A 17148-nucleotide genomic window follows, 5' to 3' on the forward strand; every position below is an offset into this window, starting at 1 on the left:
TTTTTAACCGCTCGCACAATGAAAAACGGGACACTTGCGTGTCCCGTTTCTTTAAGCCGCTTTTTTAGCAACGGCCTTCTTGGCTGCCGGTTTTTTCGCTGCCGGCTTTTTGACGGCTGCAGCTTTTTTGACCGGGGCTTTTTTCACCACAGCTTTTTTCTCTTCCGCTGCGCCCTCTTCGGTCGCTGCGGCAGCTTTGCCTTTGGCTGGCGCCTTGGCTTTGCGCTCTTCGAACTCGAAGCTGATCTTGCCGTCCTTGCCCTTCACCAGGAAGGCCTTAAACGGACGGCGCGTGCGCTGCGAAACAAAGCCTGGCAGCAGATCGGTCTTGCCGTCGTTGAGCAGCTTGGCCATCTGCTCTGGCAGGATCTCCTGCTGCAGGATGATGCGGCCGCTGCGGAAGTCGCAGGTCTTCGGTTTGGCGACGCTATGTTCGCACACATAGGCCAGGCCCATTTCGTAGACGCCACCATTGCACTTCGGGCACGGACCCAGCGGGGTCTGGCCGGTGAAGTCCACGGGTTCCGAATCTTCCGAATCATCGTTCTGGCCGAAGTCGAACTCCAGCTTGAAGTTCTTGATCTCTTCATCTTTCACGATGCGCAGGATGGCGGCGAACGGACGGCCCATCTTGGAGCGGAAGCCTTGCAGCGGGCCGATGGTACGGTCGCGCAGCAGCTGTTCCACTTCATCGATTTCAAACTGGCGGCCACCTGGGGTTTTGCTCATCGAGAATTCGCACTTGGTGCAGGCGAAGCGGCGATAGTTTTCCTTCACCACGCTACCGCAGTTCGGGCATGGCGCCACCAGCGTGTGGTACTCGCCTGGAATCGTATCGTTGTCGTATTCCTTGGCGCGCTTGACGATCACCTGGGTCATCTGCGCAATCTCACGCATGAATTCATCACGCGAGATTTTGCCCTTCTCCATTTGCGACAGCTTGTATTCCCACTCGCCGGTCAGCTCTGGCGCGGTCAGTTCGTTGACGCCCAGGCCACGCAGCAGCGTCATGAGCTGGAATGCTTTGGCGGTCGGCATCAGCTCGCGGCCTTCGCGCAGCAGATACTTCTCGGAGATCAGACCTTCAATCGTGGCGGCGCGCGTGGCTGGCGTGCCCAGGCCCTTGCCGGCCATGGCGTCGCGCAGTTCGTCGTCTTCCACCAGCTTGCCGGCGCCTTCCATGGCGGACAGCAGCGTCGCCTCGGTGTAGCGTGCAGGCGGCTTGGTGACCAGACCGTTGGCGTCGACCTTGTCGGTCAGGACTTTCTCGCCTTTGGCCACCGGCACCAGGCTCTTGTTGCTGCCTTCTTTCTCTTTGTCGTCGCCGTCCGCTTCCTTGCCGTAGATCGCCAGCCAGCCCGGATTGGTCATGACCTTGCCTTCAGTCTTGAAGGTGTGGCCCGACACTTCGGTGTAGCGCGTGGTGACCTGGAATTCCGCCACCGGGAAGAACACGGCCATGAAGCGGCGCGTCACCAGGTCGTACAGTTTTTGCTCAGGCTCGGACAAATTCTTCGGTGCGATCGGCGTTGGGATGATCGCAAAGTGATCCGAGATCTTGGTGTTGTCGAAGATGCGCTTGTTCGGCTTGACCCAGCCCTTGTCCAGGATCTGCTTGGCGAACTGGTGATAGTTATTGTTCTCTTTCACCGAGTCCAGCGTCAGCTTGACGGTGTCCAGATAGTCTTCCGGCAGATGGCGCGAATCGGTACGCGGGTACGTCAGCACCTTGTGCTTTTCGTACAGCGCCTGCGCCAGGCCCAGGGTATTTTTTGCCGAGAAGCCGAAGCGCGAGTTGGCCTCACGCTGCAGGCTGGTCAGGTCGAACAGGCCAGGCGCCATCGAGGTGGTCGGCTTGGATTCTTCGGTAACGTTACCCTGCTTGCCGCGCACCGCCACCGCGATGGAGTCGGCCGCAGCCTTGCTCCACAGGCGTTCGGCGCGCTTCTCGGGATCGTTTTCGTCTTTCTTGAACTTGGTGTCCAGCCAGCGGCCTTCGTACACGCCGGCGGCGCAGACGAATTCGGCGCGCACTTCCCAGTAGTCGCGCGGGATGAATTTCTTGATTTTCTCTTCACGCTCGACCACGATCGACAGGGTCGGCGTCTGCACGCGGCCCACGGTGGTCAGGTAGAAGCCGCCCTCTTTCGAGTTGAAGGCGGTCATGGCGCGGGTACCGTTAATGCCGATCAGCCAGTCCGCTTCCGAGCGGCAGCGCGCGGCGTCGGCCAGCGGCATCATCTCGTCGTCGGTGCGCAGATGCGAGAAGCCGTCGCGGATCGCGGTCGGCGTCATCGACTGCAGCCACAGACGCTTGACCGGCTGCTTGGCCTTGGCGTTCTGCGCGATCAGGCGGAAGATCAGTTCTCCTTCGCGGCCCGCGTCACATGCGTTAATCAGGGTGGTCACGTCTTTACGCTTGATCAGCTTGTTGAGCACCTTGAGGCGGGCTTCGGTCTTGGCGATCGGATTGAGCGCAAAGTACGGCGGAATCATCGGCAGGTGCGCAAAGCTCCATTTGCCGCGCTTGACGTCATGTTCTTCCGGGACGGCGATTTCCAGCAGGTGACCGACGGCGGAGGACAACACGTACTCGTCGGATTCGAAGTACTCATCGTGCTTGGTAAAGCCGCCAAGCGTCTTCGCGATATCGTTCGCGACAGAAGGCTTCTCGGCGATGATGAGGGTTTTGCTCATATTTTTAATATCTCGTTTGTAACACTTTGGAGGGACAGCATGCGCATGATACATGCATAGCGCAGCAATCTGCACGTTTCTGTCACAGTCTTGTCAAAGCGCCAATAATAAGCGGATTGCCGGCGGCACTGCAAGCGCACTGAGACGCGACGCCGATTATGGCGTGCTTTTATTGCGCACAGGGAAGTTTTTGGACTTAATGCAACAGGCGCGGCGCCTGGTCTTCGTCCGAGCCAAACAGATCGTCAAACATCAGGGCATCCGGCTCTTTGCCCTGGCTCCAGAGCAACATCAGCACGATGACCTTGAGCTTGCCCAGCGATACCGGCATTTCGTCCAGCGCCAGCGCGCGCTCCACCACGATTTCGCGTTGCAATGGAGACAATACCTTGGCAGATTCCAGGAACTGGATGAAGCCAATGGCGGCCGGCCCCAGCGCATCCACTTCCTCTTCCACATAGAAGCGGGTGCCGGTCGAGGTTGCCGTGAGCGAATGTTCCACACCGGCCATGGCCGTCAGGTCAGTCAGCCACACCAGGGCCTCGGAGATCTCGACGTCGTCAAAACCGACGGCCGAAAGCTTCTTGGCCAATGCAGCCGGTTCCGGACAGGCATCGGGACGGTAATAAGTCTCGTAGAGATAAACAAGGACGTCGAACATGGCTCTACTCTATCAGTTAAAACAGATTGGATACAAGTGCTGTTCAGGTCCGCAGGCGCTGGAACATGCCGCCTGGCAAGCGTTCCAGCAGACCTGCCAGCTCCAGCGCCAGCAACTGTCCTTGCAGCTCGGCAGCGGATTGTCCCAGATGCAGCGCCAGCACTTCGGCCTGTACCGGGTCTGAGCCGACAGCCTCCAGTACGCGGTCGACAAAACTGTCATCGAATCCCGCCCTGCCGCCCGCCACGCCGTCCGTTTCCATTTGCAAAGCTTGCAATACATCCGCAGCAGTTTCCACCAGTTTGGCGCCCTCGCGTATCAGCTGGTGACAGCCTTTGGACAGTGTCGCATGAATTGATCCCGGCACGGCGTACACATCGCGGCCTTGCCCGGCGGCCAGCCGCGCGGTGATGAGCGAGCCGGACTTCTGCGCCGCTTCCACCACCAGCACGCCGCGCGACAGGCCGCTGATGATGCGGTTGCGACGCGGGAAAGTATCCTTGCTGGGCGCGGTGCCCAAAGGACACTCACTAATTAAACAGCCCTCTTCGGCGATCCGGCGCGCCAGTCCGCTATTGCGCGCGGGATAGATACGGTCGGCGCCCGTGCCCAGCACAGCGATGGTGCTGCCAGGGCCGTTCAGGCCGCCCGTGTGGGCAGCCGCGTCAATGCCCAGCGCCAGCCCGGACACCACCGTCACCCCCGCCTCGGACAGGCTTTGCGCCAGCTGTTCGGCATTCGCCACGCCCTGGCGGCTGGCGTTGCGCGAACCGACCACCGCCACCGAGCGCGCCAGCAACAACTCTGCACGGCCTTCACGTACAGTAGCAGCGGCGCGGCAACGATGTTGCTCAAGCATTCAGGGTAGCCAAGGTCACCCCATAGCAGCAAGCGGTTGCCGGGCTGCTGCTGCCAGGCCTGCATGGTATCCAGCCATGCCTCGGGCACGGCGGCGCGCGGCCCCAGGATGGCGTCGGCCTGACCTGGTTTGACGAGGGCCAGCAACTGCGCGCGGCTGGCCGCAAAGATGGCGCTTGGCGTCTTGAAGCGTTCCAGCAAGCGATGCGCTGTCAACAGGCCGATGCTGCCGGTCTGTTGCAGACGCAGCCAGTCCGCCAGCACCGGCCTGCTCACTTCGTTTGGGGTGTCCGTGGCTTGCACGGTAGGGCTTACTCCGGCGACTTGGCAACATCGCCCACTTCCACCGGCGCTGTCACCTGCATGATCAAGCCGTAGGAAATATGCTTGAACGTGCGGAAGATAAACAGGCTGCCCACTTCTTCATCCGGCAGCCTGACCTGCTGCTCACGCCCGAACCAGCCTTTCTTGGCCGTGGAATCGCTTACAGTTCTTCCCGCATGGTACAGCTGCAAAACCGCGCCAATATCGAGCCCATCAAGCTTTCCGCGATTAATACTGACAATCTGATTCTGGCCCGCGTGGGTCACGCCGCCGTAGACCGCCACCACGTGCGCCGCCACCTGCTGCTCCGGCGGATGCGGCACGTAGTTTTGCATCGGCGTCGGCGGCACGGCGCGCAACTGGTCACCCTTGCCCATTTCCTGATTGGCAGTCGCCACCGTAAAAGTGTGCACATCGCTGGCGCCCGGCCTGGCTTCCGCCTGCAATTTCAGCGTGCCCAGATAAAACGCCTCGTAGCCGATGATTTGTTTGGTAACCGGATCTTTCAACGGCGCACCTGGCCGGAACACCTGGAACGAACTGTTGTCCTTGAGCTCGCCGCGCACATAGGCCTTGTCGCCCTTGCCGAGGAAGACGCGCCCTTCCTGCGTGGCCACGATGCGCGGCGCTCCTTTCAACTCGTCATCTTCAATAATCAGCGGCTGGGTCAGGAACGGTTCGATCACACCGGCGGGAATGGAGGGCACGGCATCCTTGCCCAAGCCCTGAGTACGGGTGCGTGGCTGCAGGCGGTCATTGCTGAGTGAGCCGGCGCCGCCATCAGCATCGAGCCGATTGCCCAACCGCAGGCGGCCCGCTGCACGGTCAAACCAGATGATCTGGCCCGGATAGATCCAATGGGGATTGGCAATTTCTTCACGGTTCATGCCCCACACAGTGGGCCAGCACCATGGTTTTTGCAGGAAAGTCGCGGAAATATCCCACAGGGTATCGCCTTTGACGACCGTGTGGCTGTCCGGCGCATCGGCACGAAACTCGCAGCTGAGGGGCGCCGCCGAGGCGGCCGAGGCGGCGGTAAAAAGGGCGGCCAGTGCTAAGCGGGTACCGACTGTGCTAAAATTTTTCATTAATAGGTCCAGTAAGTGCGCCGCAAGCACACGGCAGCTGAGCAGTAAAGCTTGCCAATTTGAATCAAATTCTGCCCATAAAACCCTGAACTAGCAAGCGAAACCGCGCACCACAAAACGGCGTGGTTATCCGGCATTAACCCAGGCATTAGCAAGGCATTCACATAGTTTTCACTTCGTTATCATGGCTATTCTAAATATTCTGCGTTACCCCGATCCACGTCTGCACAAAGTGGCCGTACCGGTCACTGTCTTTGACGAGCGTCTGGAAAAACTGGTCGCCGACATGGCCGAAACCATGTACGACGCGCCTGGCATCGGCCTGGCCGCTTCCCAGGTGGACGTACACGAGCAAGTGGTGGTCATCGACACCACCGAAGACAAGAGCGCGCTGGTCGCCTACATCAATCCGGAAATCCTGTGGAGCAGCGACGACAAGCAGGTCTACGACGAAGGCTGCCTGTCCGTGCCTGGCATCTACGATGGCGTTGAGCGCCCATCCAAAGTCAAGGTGCGCGCCTACGACGTCAAGGGCCAGCCGTTTGAAGTGGACGCCGACGGCCTGCTGGCGGTCTGCATCCAGCACGAGATGGATCACCTGCTAGGCAAAGTCTTTGTCGAGTACCTGTCGCCGCTCAAGCGCAACCGCATCAAGGCCAAGCTGCAAAAGGAAGAACGCGGCATGCAGCGTGAAGCCCAGTTGCGCGCCCAGGGCCGCCGCTTTTAATCGATGACCCAGGCCATGAAAGTCATCTTCGCCGGTACGCCCGAATTTGCCGCTGTCGCCTTGCAGTCGCTGCACGAGGCAGGCTTTGAGATCCCGCTGGTCCTGACCCAGCCTGACCGCCCGGCCGGCCGTGGCATGCAGCTGCAGCCATCTGCCGTCAAGCAGTACGCGGTCAAGCATGGTATTAAAGTGCTGCAGCCGCTGTCGCTGCGCACCGACAGCAAGGATCCGCAGCGCGCGGAAGAAGCCAAGGCCGCGCATCAGCGCCTGCTGTCCACGCCCTACGATGTGATGGTGGTGGCAGCCTATGGCCTGATCCTGCCGCGCAGCACGCTGGACATCAAACCGTGCATCAACATCCACGGTTCGCTGCTGCCGCGCTGGCGCGGCGCCGCGCCGATTCATCGCGCGATCGAGGCGGGCGACAGCGAGACCGGCATCACCATCATGGAAATGGAAGAAGGCCTGGACACCGGCCCGATGCTGCTCATCGAACGCATCGCCATCGACGACAGCGACACCACCGGCAGCCTGCACGACAAGCTGGCCGCACTGGGCGGCAAGATGATCGTCGAAGCACTGGGCAAGATGCAGCACCAGCAGCTGGAGGCCGTGGTGCAGCCCGAAGAAGGCGTCAACTACGCCGCCAAGATCAGCAAGGAAGAAGCCACGCTGGACTTCACGCAATCGGCCGTGGAGATCAGCCGCAAGATCCGCGCCTTCAATCCCTTCCCTGGCGCGCATGGCTCGGTGAATGGCACCGTCATCAAACTGTGGGGTGCAGAGGTCCTGGATGGCGGCAGCAAATCGCCAGCAGGCACCGTGCTTGCAGCCGATGCGCAGCATGGCATCGTGGTCGCCTGCGGTACCGGTTCGCTGCGCCTGACCGAACTGCAAAAACCAGGTGGCAAGCGTCTGCCTGCCGCCGAGTTCATTAAAGGCTTCCCGCTGGAAGGCCTGAGCTTCGCTTAATTCACCGTGAAGTGTTCGGCGCAGACACCCTCCACCGGGTGGCCTGCGCCGTGATTCATCAACACCGTACGCAAGGCCAGCAACGACGCACGCTGCCTGGCCAGCGCGGCCTGCTGCTGCTCCACCTCCTGTAGCAAGATGCTGGTCTGCCGCATGGTCTTCTCGATCGAGCACTTGCCGTTCAAATCCAGCAGGTCGCGTATCACCTCCAGCGAAAAGCCCAGCTTCTTGGCTGTCTGTATCAGCTGCAGGCGCTCCGGCGCATTGTCGGCGTACTCGCGATAGCCGGATGGTGTGCGCGATGTCGGCGCCAGCAGGCCCTGCTCCTCGTAATAACGGATAGCGGAGGTGGCAATGCCAGCCTTCCGCGAAAGTTCGCCTATTTTCATGTAATCTCTTGACTCTCAAGTTGACTTGAAACTTTATTATAGGTCCGTCCTCCCTGGCCTGCCTGGCACAGGGCCTTATTACAAAATGGAGTAAGCATATGACTCAAGTGATCGATAAACTGAACTGGCGCTATGCCACCAAAAAATTCGACCCGGCCAAGAAGCTGGATGAAGCGGTGGTCGAGCGCATCATCGAAGCGGCGCGTCTGGCGCCTACCTCCAGTGGCCTGCAGCCGTTTGAAGTGTTCGTGGTGAAGAACCCGGACCTGCGTGCGAAGATCCGTGAAGTGGGCTGGAACCAGTCGCAGATCACCGAAGCGTCGCACCTGCTGGTCTTCGCGGCCTGGGACAACATCACGCCGGAGCGCGTGAACATGATGTTCGACCTGACCAATGAAGTGCGTGGGTTCATCAACGAAGGCTGGGAAGCTTACCGCAAACAGCTGCTGGGCATCGTCGCTGCACGCGGCGACCAGGCCAACTTCGACGCCGCTGCACGCCAGGCTTACATCGCACTGGGCACGGCACTGGTGGCCGCCGCCTTTGAAGGCGTGGATGCAACGCCGATGGAAGGCTTCGATCCAGCCGCTGTGGATCAGATCCTGTCGCTCAAGGAACGCAATCTGCGCAGCGTGGTGATCCTGCCACTGGGCCATCGCCAGGCAGATGGCGACTGGCTGGTGAACCTGAAAAAGGTACGCCGTCCACGCGACAAGTTTGTGACCGAACTGGTTTAATCGGTCAGCGAGAAGACACGGTCGCCGTCCGCAGGCTTGCAGCCTTCGGCGACCGGCGTCCAGCCTCGATGAACGACGACCTGTTTGTCATCGTGGCATAGCTCTACGCGTTCGCTTTGCGGAAAGCGGACGCGCACGAAGTGTTCAATCGTGGTGGGCAGGCTGATATGCAGCCGTAGCGCTTCACGGTCCTCGTCCGGATGATCGTCCAGATGCACCAGCGGCACAAAGTACGAGGCCAGCATCCACCAGCGCGAACCCACCTCCACCGGCGCCGGCGTGTAGTGTTCATTGCGCAGCCAGCGCTGCGCGCGTTCGCGCACATCCTCACCATCTTGCAGATCGCCCCAACCGGCAGCCATCATTTCGATCAGCCATTGATTGCAGTTCTGGTAGCGCAGGCCGTAGGCGTAGGCATTCGCGCTGTACTGCGCGGCCAGCAGATGCAAGGCGCGCGGCGTATCCAGCAGCGCGGGCTTGAGCGCCAGCACGGCTTGTGGCGGCAGGCGTACGATGCTCAGGTAGCCCAGTGCGGGATCGTCCGTCCCCATCGCAAAGCCGGCCAGGCCCTGATCGTAAATGCGTGGCCGGCCCTCGTCGCAAGCGTAGTACAGCTGGCGCGCAGACCAGATACCCTCTTCCGAACGCCAAGCCAGCGCGGCATGTGAATAGCGGATGTTGAAGCGCGACAGATCAAGGCCGGAGCGGCTGACCAGCGCCACGCTTTCCTCGCTGCCCGCCAGTTCCTCGCGCAGCACGGCGGCAAAGCGCAGCAGGCGATCCTGTTCGGCAGCGGTCAGTTCATGCGTACGGTCGCAGAAACGCGCGGACGAAGCATGGGCGGCGCCAGCGGCCATGCACAAGCCCAGCGCCAGTGACCGTAACAGTTTCAAAGGCTCAGCGGACGCGAAGCGAGTTCGCCATACCATTCATCCGCCAGCACCAGGTAGAACGGCTGACGGTTATCCGTGCGGCCAAACTCGATGCCGTAGACGCGGTTATGTGCATACATCGCATCGCCAACCGCCAGCTGCTGCTTGTCGAACGTGACTTGCGGCAGATCGAGCACGATGCGCTGTTCGGGATCGTCCGCCTGCATGGTCACGCGCGTGCGGTCAGCGCGGCCCGGGGTTGCCGCGATCTGGATGATGCGATAGTCCGCATCTGCCACGCGCTTGTGATTGTTCGAGCTATTGCTGGAGCCGGCGAACGAGTCGGACACGCTGCCGCTGGACGCGGAGCCAGCGCTGGATGCCGAGGAGGCAACGCTCTCCGCATAGCTGTTCATGGAAACGGCCAGCGCGCCGGCGGCGCAGATCAGGCGCATGGTTAAAGTGACATTCATCTGCACGTCCTTCCTGTCTAAAGAGGGCAGTATATCGCTTCAACCTTAAATTGCGGCAGCTTGTTCGATGATCCAATCGCGGACAACAACGGCATCCGCACTGGCGCCGGCATTCACATGCAGCCAATAGGCATAGCCACATTCAGACGGCGGCTGTGCGCTCGCCAGCACCAGCCTGCGTTGCGCCAGCAGATCCCGCACCAGCGGCACGCGGCCAAGCGCCACGCCCTGCCCCGCCAGTGCCGCCTGCACTACCTGGTCATACTGATTAAACCGCAGCACGCTGCGCGGCTTGGCACGCGCGGCGCCAGCGGCCTGCAGCCACGCTGGCCATTGCAGCCAGGGACGCGAAACATCATCAAATTCCAGCAGCGTGTGCTGGCGCAGCTGCGCCTCGATTGCGCTGACCTGCAGGGATGGATGCGCCACGGCGACCAGCGCTTCATCAAACAAATGCAGCGCGCCTGCCGGCGCATCTTCCGCGCGGCAGTAACGGATGGCCAGGTCGATCTGCTCGCGCTCAAGATCGGCAAAGCGGTTGCTGGCCGCCACACGCACATCGACATCCGGCGCGGCGTGCTGGAACGCGTTCAGGCGAGGCAGCAGCCATAAGGCGGTCACACCGATACTGGCGCTGATGGTGACTGGCTGGCGCGTCTCGCCGGGCCGCAGTGTATCCAGCACTTCACCAATCTGCTCCAGCATGGAATCCGCACTGCGGAACAGGCGCCGGCCTTCCGCCGTGAACTCGATCGAACGGTAGCCGCGCAGCAGCAGCGGATAGCCAAGCGTCGCCTCGAGCGCCTGCACCTGACGGCTCAGCGCAGATTGCGTCAGGCACAAGTCCTGCGCCGCCAGCGTGATACTCATGCGGCGGCCGACTGCGACAAAGCTACGCAGCAAATCCAGCGGCGGCAGATCAAGGAGTCGTTTGGTCATGGTCCAATGTATCACATGCCTGGAGCGAATGCGAAAGCATCCAGAATACCGTTTGAGCAGCCTGCGGCGATGCGGTTCAATGAAGCACATCAACCAAGGAGCCCGCCATGACACCTGCCCTCGCCACTTCGCTGGAATACCTCTGCCCGACGCCACATCGTCCGCACACCTGGATGTATCCGGCCCCAGATGGCCAGCCTGCGGACAACGCTGACTACGCACGCAAGCCCGTCACCATCCACAACGCGCGCAGTGCCGCCACGCTGCTGGACCAGGAAGGCTACACGCTGCGCCATGCGCCAAGCGCGGTGGCCGATTTCTTTGACAAGGAAGAAGTCGCGCGCCGCTACTACCCGGAGGTGGCGGAACTCGCTCTCTCCGTCACAGGCGCCAGCGAGGCGTTTGTATTTGACCACCTGGTCCGCCAGCGCCAGCCCGGCACGCCACAAGCGTTCGGCCGCGTCCAGGGCCAGCGCCCCGGTGCGGCGGGACGCGTGCATTGCGACTTCACCGCTGCCTCGGCACAGCGCCGCCTGATGCTCGAACTCGGCCCACGCACAGCGGACGTGCAGCGCTACGCCATCTTCAACCTATGGCGTTCTGTTCTGCACCCGGTACTGGATGCGCCGCTGGCGATGTGCGACGCCCGCAGCGTCGCACCCGAGGACCTGGTCGCCAGCGACATCATCTACCCCGAGCGTACCGGGGAAATTTATCAGCTACTCCACAATCCCGCTCATGCATGGTCCTACTTCCCGGCCATGACGCGTGACGAGGTACTGATCTTCAAGCAGTTCGATTCCGCCGCAGCGGCCTGCTACACGCCACACGCAGCGTTTGAACATCCGCTGGCGCCGCCCGATGCGCCGCCGCGTGTTAGCATCGAGATCCGCTGTCTGCTGGTTTATGCGTAAGGAGTAGACCATGAACGAAATCACCTGCTGGTTCGACTTTGCAAGCAACTACAGCTATCTGAGCGTGTTGCGGTTGGCGCGGCAAAAAGAAGTCATCGTGCACTGGAAGCCATTTTTACTCGGGCCGATTTTCAAGGAACTGGGCTGGAACAACTCGCCGTTCGTGCTCCAGAAGGACAAAGGCGATTACGTCTGGATGGACATGCCGCGCCAGTGTGCAAAGTATGATCTGCCGTGGCGCCAGCCATCCGAATTCCCGCGCCGCTCGATATTGGCGGCGCGTGTCGCGCTACTCGGTGACCATCAACCGTGGATCGCCGAATTCTGCGCACGCACCATGCTGGCCAATTTTGAACACGATGAGGACATTGGCAATGAGACTGTCATCGCCGGCATCCTCACCAGCATCGGGCTGGATGCTGACACGCTACTGACTGCCGCCCAGTCCGACGACAACAAGGCCCGCCTTCGCGCCCGCACCGAAGAAGCCCGCGCCCTCCACATCTTCGGCGCCCCCACCTTCTTCGCCGGCGCCGATATGTACTGGGGCAACGACCGCCTGGATGATGCTCTGGCTCAAGCGACGCGCTAGTTACAGCACCTGCACCAGCTGCGCGAGGGACAGGCGCGGGGTTTCCATCTGGCGGATTTGCGAGACGCGCGGCAGCACCAGCCGGTGGCGGCGCACGTGGCGGTTCCAGTCATGGTTGGCTTTTTCTTTTTCAGCGCAGTAGTAGCTGCGCTCATGGTCGAGGTGCAGGCTGACCAGCGTGTGGCGCGCGCGCACGCCGCGAATGCCGATGTGATTCAGCCGCAGACCGATATTCAGATCGCCGCCGCCATACGCCATCGCCTCATCAAAGCCCCCAACCGCCAGCACATCCTCACGCCACGCGCAGCTGTTGGAACCACTGAAGGCGTTACGCGGCGTCAGCCAGTCCATCAGCCGTGCCAGGCGGCGATTGCGCGTGAGACGGTTGGCGTTCTTGCGAAAGCCCGGTATCGCGCTCAGAAACGCATAGTCGAACACGCGCTGGTCGCCGATCGCCGCCAGCAGATCGTGGCGCTCGTGATAAGCCTCCGGAATGCTGACATGACTGCCGCCCGCCAGGAACATCCCCGGCTGCATGAGCCGCACATAGCGTTCGACAAAATCATCGCGCGGAATGCAGTCGCCATCGGTGAACAGCAGCAGTTCGCCACTTGCCGCCAGGATCGCCCGGTTCAGCGCGCGGAATTTGCCAAAGCCATGCTGCTCCTGCATCTGGTGCAGCAGCGGCGGCAGCGGCACGCCGCGCAAGCGCAGCGCATTAATTGCGGCGCCGATCGATGGATCAACGCCGTCCTGTGCAATGATGATCTGGTCCGGCCGGCGGGTTTGCTGTGCGTACCCGGTCAGCACGCATTCCAGTTCGCGTCCCTTCCGATGCGCCGAGATAATGACAGTTATTTTCATGGTGGCGCGCAATGAGTGGCAGTGAACACATTGTCAAAGCCGAACATTGCTGCGACATTGCGGCGTGTTGCGGTGCGTATCGGCTTTGTTTCCCATGCTGCGTCGTGTAAATCCTGGCAAAGAAGCAGATTGTTGCTGCAATGCCGCGCCTGGCTGAAGCTTATTCAGCTATGCCGTATAATCTCAGACCGCCCTCTGCTGTTGGCGCGCCTTCCACGACCTTAGAGATAGCAAATGAACAACTCCGTATCCCGCCCCGTCATGTCCACGACCGATGCCCAGCTGCGCGAGATTCTCGCGCGCCGCATCATGATCCTTGACGGCGCGATGGGCACCATCATCCAGCAATACAAACTGGATGAAATCGCCTATCGCGGCGGCCCAAACGGCAGGTTCATCGACTTCGCTGCGCCCGCCGGTTCCGGCGCGCGCGAACTGTTCGTCAAAGGGAATAACGAGCTGCTGACGCTGACGCAGCCGCACGTGATCCAGGAAATCCATGAGCGCTATCTGGCCGGCGGCGCCGACATCATCGAAACCAACACCTTCGGCGCCACCTGGATCGCGCAGGACGATTACTACATGGGCGAGCTGGCCTATGAGATGAACGTGGAAGCGGCCAGGCTGGCGCGCGCCGCCACCGCCAAGTACAGCACGCCGGACAAGCCGCGCTTCGTCGCCGGCGCACTGGGACCGACGCCAAAGACGGCCTCGATCTCGCCGGACGTGAACGACCCGGCCGCGCGTAACATCACCTTCGACCAGCTGGTCGACGCCTACTATCAGCAGACCAAGGGCCTGATTGAAGGTGGCGTCGATCTGCTGCTGGTGGAAACCATCTTCGATACGCTGAACTGCAAGGCCGCGCTGTTCGCCATCGACAAATACTACGAAGAGCATCCAGCGCAGCCACGCCTGCCGCTGATGATCTCGGGCACCGTGACCGATGCCTCGGGCCGTATCCTGTCCGGCCAGACCGTGCCCGCGTTCTGGAACTCGGTACGCCACGCCAAGCCGCTGACGATTGGCCTGAACTGCGCACTGGGCGCGGCGCTGATGCGCCCTTACGCTGAAGAGCTGTCGCAGATCGCCGATACCTTTGTGTGTATCTACCCGAACGCCGGCCTGCCCAACCCGATGAGCGACACCGGCTTTGACGAACTCCCAGCCGACACCTCGGCGCTGCTCAAGGAATTTGCCGAAGCGGGCTTCATCAACGTCGCCGGTGGCTGCTGCGGCACCACGCCGGACCACATCCAGGCGATCGGCGAAATCCTGTCGACCGTGCAGCCGCGCACCGTGCCGGAAGTCCCGGTGGCGCAGCGCCTGTCCGGTCTGGAGCCATTCACCATCGACGACAGCTCGCTGTTCGTCAACGTCGGCGAACGGACCAACGTCACGGGTTCCAAAGCCTTTGCGCGCATGATCCTCAACGAGCAGTATGACGAGGCGCTCAGCGTCGCCCGCCAGCAGGTGGAGAACGGTGCGCAGGTCATCGACATCAATATGGACGAAGCGATGCTGGACTCGCAGGCGGCCATGACGCGCTTCCTGAACCTGATCGCTTCCGAACCGGACATCTCGCGCGTGCCCATCATGATCGACTCGTCCAAATGGTCGGTGATCGAAGCAGGCCTCAAATGCGTGCAGGGTAAGTCCATCGTCAACTCCATCTCGATGAAGGAAGGCGAAGAAGAATTCATCCGCCAGGCCAAGCTGTGCCTGAGCTACGGCGCTGCCGTCATCGTCATGGCCTTCGACGAAACCGGCCAGGCCGATACCTACGAACGCAAGGTCGAAATCTGCGGCCGCGCCTACAAGGTGCTGACCGAAAAGGTCGGCTTCCCGCCGGAAGACATCATCTTCGACCCGAACATCTTTGCCGTCGCCACCGGTATCGAAGAACACAACAACTACGCGGTGGACTTCATCAACGCCACGCGCTGGATCAAAGAGAACCTGCCGCACGCGAAAATTTCGGGCGGCGTCTCCAACGTCTCGTTCTCGTTCCGCGGCAATGATCCGGCACGTGAAGCGATCCACACCGTATTCCTGTACCACGCCATCAAGGCCGGCATGACCATGGGCATCGTCAACGCCGGCATGGTGGGCGTCTACGACGACCTGCCAGCGGACTTGCGCGAGCGCGTGGAAGACGTGGTGCTGAACCGCCGCGAAGACGCCACCGAACGCATGATCGAATTCGCCGGTACCTTGAAAGCCGGCGCCGGCAAGCAGGATGCCGCCAATCTGGAATGGCGTAACGCGCCGGTGGAAAAGCGCCTGGCGCACGCGCTGGTGCACGGCATCACCCAGTGGATCACGGAAGACACCGAAGAAATGCGCGCGCAGGTCGCCGCCAGCAACGGCCGTCCGATCCACGTGATCGAAGGCCCGCTTATGGATGGCATGAACATCGTCGGCGACCTGTTCGGCCAGGGCAAGATGTTCCTGCCGCAGGTGGTGAAATCGGCGCGCGTGATGAAGCAGGCCGTGGCCCACCTTATTCCGTACATCGAAGAAGAAAAGCTGGCGGAAGAAAAACGCACCGGCATCGTCGCCAAGCCCAAAGGCAAAATCGTGATCGCCACGGTCAAGGGCGACGTGCACGACATCGGCAAGAACATCGTTTCGGTGGTCCTGCAATGTAATAACTTTGAAGTGGTGAACATGGGCGTGATGGTGCCGGCTTCCGAGATCCTGGCGCGCGCCAAGGTGGAGAACGCAGACATCATCGGCCTGTCCGGCCTGATTACGCCGTCGCTGGAAGAAATGGCCCACGTGGCCAAGGAAATGCAGCGCGATGAACACTTCCGCATGCTGAAGATTCCGCTGCTGATCGGCGGCGCCACCACCAGCCGCGCCCACACCGCCGTCAAGATCGCCCACAACTACGAAGGCCCGGTGGTGTATGTGCCGGATGCGTCGCGTTCCGTCTCGGTGGCGCAGTCGCTGCTGACGCCGGAATCGCGCGAGCAGTACATCGCCGAGATCGAGCAGGATTACGAACGTATCCGCGAACAGCACGCCAACAAGAAAGCGCTGCCGATGCTGTCGCTGGCCGACGCGCGCGCCAACAAGATGAAGCTGGCGTTTGACGGCACAAGCGCACCGGTGAAGCCGAAGTTCATCGGTCGCCGCGAATTCAAGAACGTCGATCTGGCCACCATCGCCAAATACATCGACTGGGGTCCGTTCTTCCAGACCTGGGACCTGGCTGGCCCCTTCCCTGCCATCCTGACCGATGAAGTGGTGGGCGAAGCGGCCACCAAGGTGTTTGAAGAAGGCCAGGCCATGCTGAAGAAACTCATCGACGGCCGCTGGCTGACCGCCAACGGCGTGATCTCGCTGCTGCCGGCCAACACGGTCAACGATGACGACATCGAGATCTACACCGACGACAACCGCAGCACCGTGGACTTCACCTACTACGGCCTGCGCCAGCAAGGCGTGAAGCCGGTAGTCGATGGCGTGCAGCGCCCTAACCAGTGCCTGGCCGACTTCATCGCGCCGAAGGCATCGGGCATCAAGGACTATATCGGCATGTTTGCCGTGACATCGGGCCTGGGTATCGAGAAGCACGAGAAGCGCTTTGAAGACGCGCATGACGACTACTCGTCCATCATGCTCAAGTCATTGGCCGACCGTCTGGCCGAAGCGTTTGCCGAATACCTGCACGAGCGCGTGCGTACCGACCTGTGGGGCTATCAGCCGAACGAATCGCTGAGCAATGAAGACCTGATCGCCGAGAAGTACATCGGCATCCGCCCGGCGCCAGGCTACCCGGCCTGCCCCGAGCACACCGTCAAGCGCGAGATGTTCAACACCATGCAGGCCGAGGACATCGGCATGGAACTGACCGATTCCTACGCCATGTATCCGGGTGCGGCGGTATCAGGTTTCTACTTTGCGCACCCGGAGTCGAAGTACTTCGTGGTCGGCAAGATCGGCGACGATCAGGTCAACGATATGGTCCAGCGCCGCAACGTCGACAAGATCGAACTGGAACGCTGGCTGGCGCCTAACCTGTCGTAACTCAAC

General features: G+C 61.3%; 14 protein-coding genes and 1 pseudogene. 6 read left to right on the forward strand and 9 right to left on the reverse strand.

Going from position 1 to position 17148, the window contains the following annotated elements; translation table 11 throughout:
* Positions 1-51 precede the first annotated feature (51 nt).
* The 4 genes and pseudogenes from BUA36_RS25970 to BUA36_RS25985 all read right to left on the reverse strand — a co-directional run bounded on the left by BUA36_RS25970 (position 52) and on the right by BUA36_RS25985 (position 5628).
* Positions 52-2697, reverse strand: a complete 2646-nt coding sequence (locus BUA36_RS25970) for a DNA topoisomerase III (protein WP_072789041.1) — start codon at positions 2695-2697, stop codon at positions 52-54.
* Between the two features lie 196 nt (positions 2698-2893).
* A complete protein-coding gene (locus BUA36_RS25975) occupies positions 2894-3358 on the reverse strand; it encodes a Smg family protein (RefSeq protein ID WP_072789042.1) in 465 nt (154 codons plus the stop codon).
* A 43-nt stretch (positions 3359-3401) separates the two neighbouring features.
* Positions 3402-4519 (reverse strand): annotated as a pseudogene (gene dprA, locus BUA36_RS25980) (DNA-processing protein DprA).
* Between the two features lie 8 nt (positions 4520-4527).
* A complete protein-coding gene (locus BUA36_RS25985; protein ID WP_072789043.1) occupies positions 4528-5628 on the reverse strand; it encodes a LysM peptidoglycan-binding domain-containing protein in 1101 nt (366 codons plus the stop codon).
* Between the two features lie 184 nt (positions 5629-5812).
* Here BUA36_RS25985 and def point away from each other — a divergent pair, with 184 nt between their 5' ends.
* Together def and fmt are read left to right on the forward strand one after the other, a co-directional pair.
* Positions 5813-6355: a peptide deformylase gene (def, locus tag BUA36_RS25990; RefSeq protein WP_072789044.1), complete on the forward strand. Its 543-nt coding sequence runs from the start codon at positions 5813-5815 to the stop codon at positions 6353-6355.
* Positions 6356-6370: 15 nt separating this feature from the next.
* Positions 6371-7327, forward strand: a complete 957-nt coding sequence (gene fmt / locus BUA36_RS25995; protein ID WP_072789242.1) for a methionyl-tRNA formyltransferase — start codon at positions 6371-6373, stop codon at positions 7325-7327.
* Here fmt and BUA36_RS26000 read toward each other — a convergent pair.
* Positions 7324-7716, reverse strand: a complete 393-nt coding sequence (locus BUA36_RS26000; protein WP_072789045.1) for a MerR family transcriptional regulator — start codon at positions 7714-7716, stop codon at positions 7324-7326. The two genes, fmt and BUA36_RS26000, sit on opposite strands and share 4 nt — an antisense overlap.
* A 98-nt stretch (positions 7717-7814) precedes the next feature.
* Here BUA36_RS26000 and BUA36_RS26005 point away from each other — a divergent pair, with 98 nt between their 5' ends.
* Complete coding sequence (locus tag BUA36_RS26005; RefSeq protein ID WP_072789046.1) at positions 7815-8453, forward strand: NAD(P)H-dependent oxidoreductase; 639 nt, start codon at positions 7815-7817, stop codon at positions 8451-8453.
* Here BUA36_RS26005 and BUA36_RS26010 read toward each other — a convergent pair.
* Genes BUA36_RS26010 through BUA36_RS26020 form a run of 3 tightly spaced genes read right to left on the reverse strand, consistent with a single transcriptional unit; the run spans position 8450 to position 10737 of the window.
* The gene (locus BUA36_RS26010) at positions 8450-9382 is read right to left on the reverse strand and encodes a DUF2145 domain-containing protein (protein ID WP_072789047.1); all 933 of its coding nucleotides are present in this window, start codon (positions 9380-9382) and stop codon (positions 8450-8452) included. The two genes, BUA36_RS26005 and BUA36_RS26010, sit on opposite strands and share 4 nt — an antisense overlap.
* Positions 9343-9798 carry a hypothetical protein gene (locus BUA36_RS26015; RefSeq protein WP_072789048.1) on the reverse strand — a complete coding sequence of 152 codons (456 nt, stop codon included), beginning with the start codon at positions 9796-9798 and terminating at the stop codon, positions 9343-9345. Before BUA36_RS26015 ends, BUA36_RS26010 begins: the two co-directional genes overlap by 40 nt.
* A 45-nt stretch (positions 9799-9843) precedes the next feature.
* Positions 9844-10737 carry a LysR substrate-binding domain-containing protein gene (locus tag BUA36_RS26020; RefSeq protein WP_072789049.1) on the reverse strand — a complete coding sequence of 298 codons (894 nt, stop codon included), beginning with the start codon at positions 10735-10737 and terminating at the stop codon, positions 9844-9846.
* Positions 10738-10844: 107 nt separating this feature from the next.
* Here BUA36_RS26020 and BUA36_RS26025 point away from each other — a divergent pair, with 107 nt between their 5' ends.
* Positions 10845-11651, forward strand: coding sequence for a CmcJ/NvfI family oxidoreductase (locus BUA36_RS26025; RefSeq protein WP_072789051.1), 807 nt, complete (start codon positions 10845-10847; stop codon positions 11649-11651).
* A gap of 10 nt (positions 11652-11661) precedes the next feature.
* The gene (locus tag BUA36_RS26030; protein WP_072789053.1) at positions 11662-12243 is read left to right on the forward strand and encodes a 2-hydroxychromene-2-carboxylate isomerase; all 582 of its coding nucleotides are present in this window, start codon (positions 11662-11664) and stop codon (positions 12241-12243) included.
* On the opposite strand, the gene BUA36_RS26035 is transcribed toward BUA36_RS26030, so the two are convergent.
* Entirely contained in the window at positions 12244-13107 is an 864-nt protein-coding gene (locus BUA36_RS26035) for a glycosyltransferase (protein ID WP_072789055.1), read from the reverse strand.
* Positions 13108-13368: 261 nt separating this feature from the next.
* Here BUA36_RS26035 and metH point away from each other — a divergent pair, with 261 nt between their 5' ends.
* Positions 13369-17142: a methionine synthase gene (metH, locus tag BUA36_RS26040; protein WP_072789057.1), complete on the forward strand. Its 3774-nt coding sequence runs from the start codon at positions 13369-13371 to the stop codon at positions 17140-17142.
* Positions 17143-17148 lie beyond the last annotated feature (6 nt).

Origin of the sequence: Duganella sacchari (assembly GCF_900143065.1) — a bacterium.
Taxonomy (GTDB): Bacteria; Pseudomonadota; Gammaproteobacteria; order Burkholderiales; family Burkholderiaceae_D; genus Rugamonas; species Rugamonas sacchari.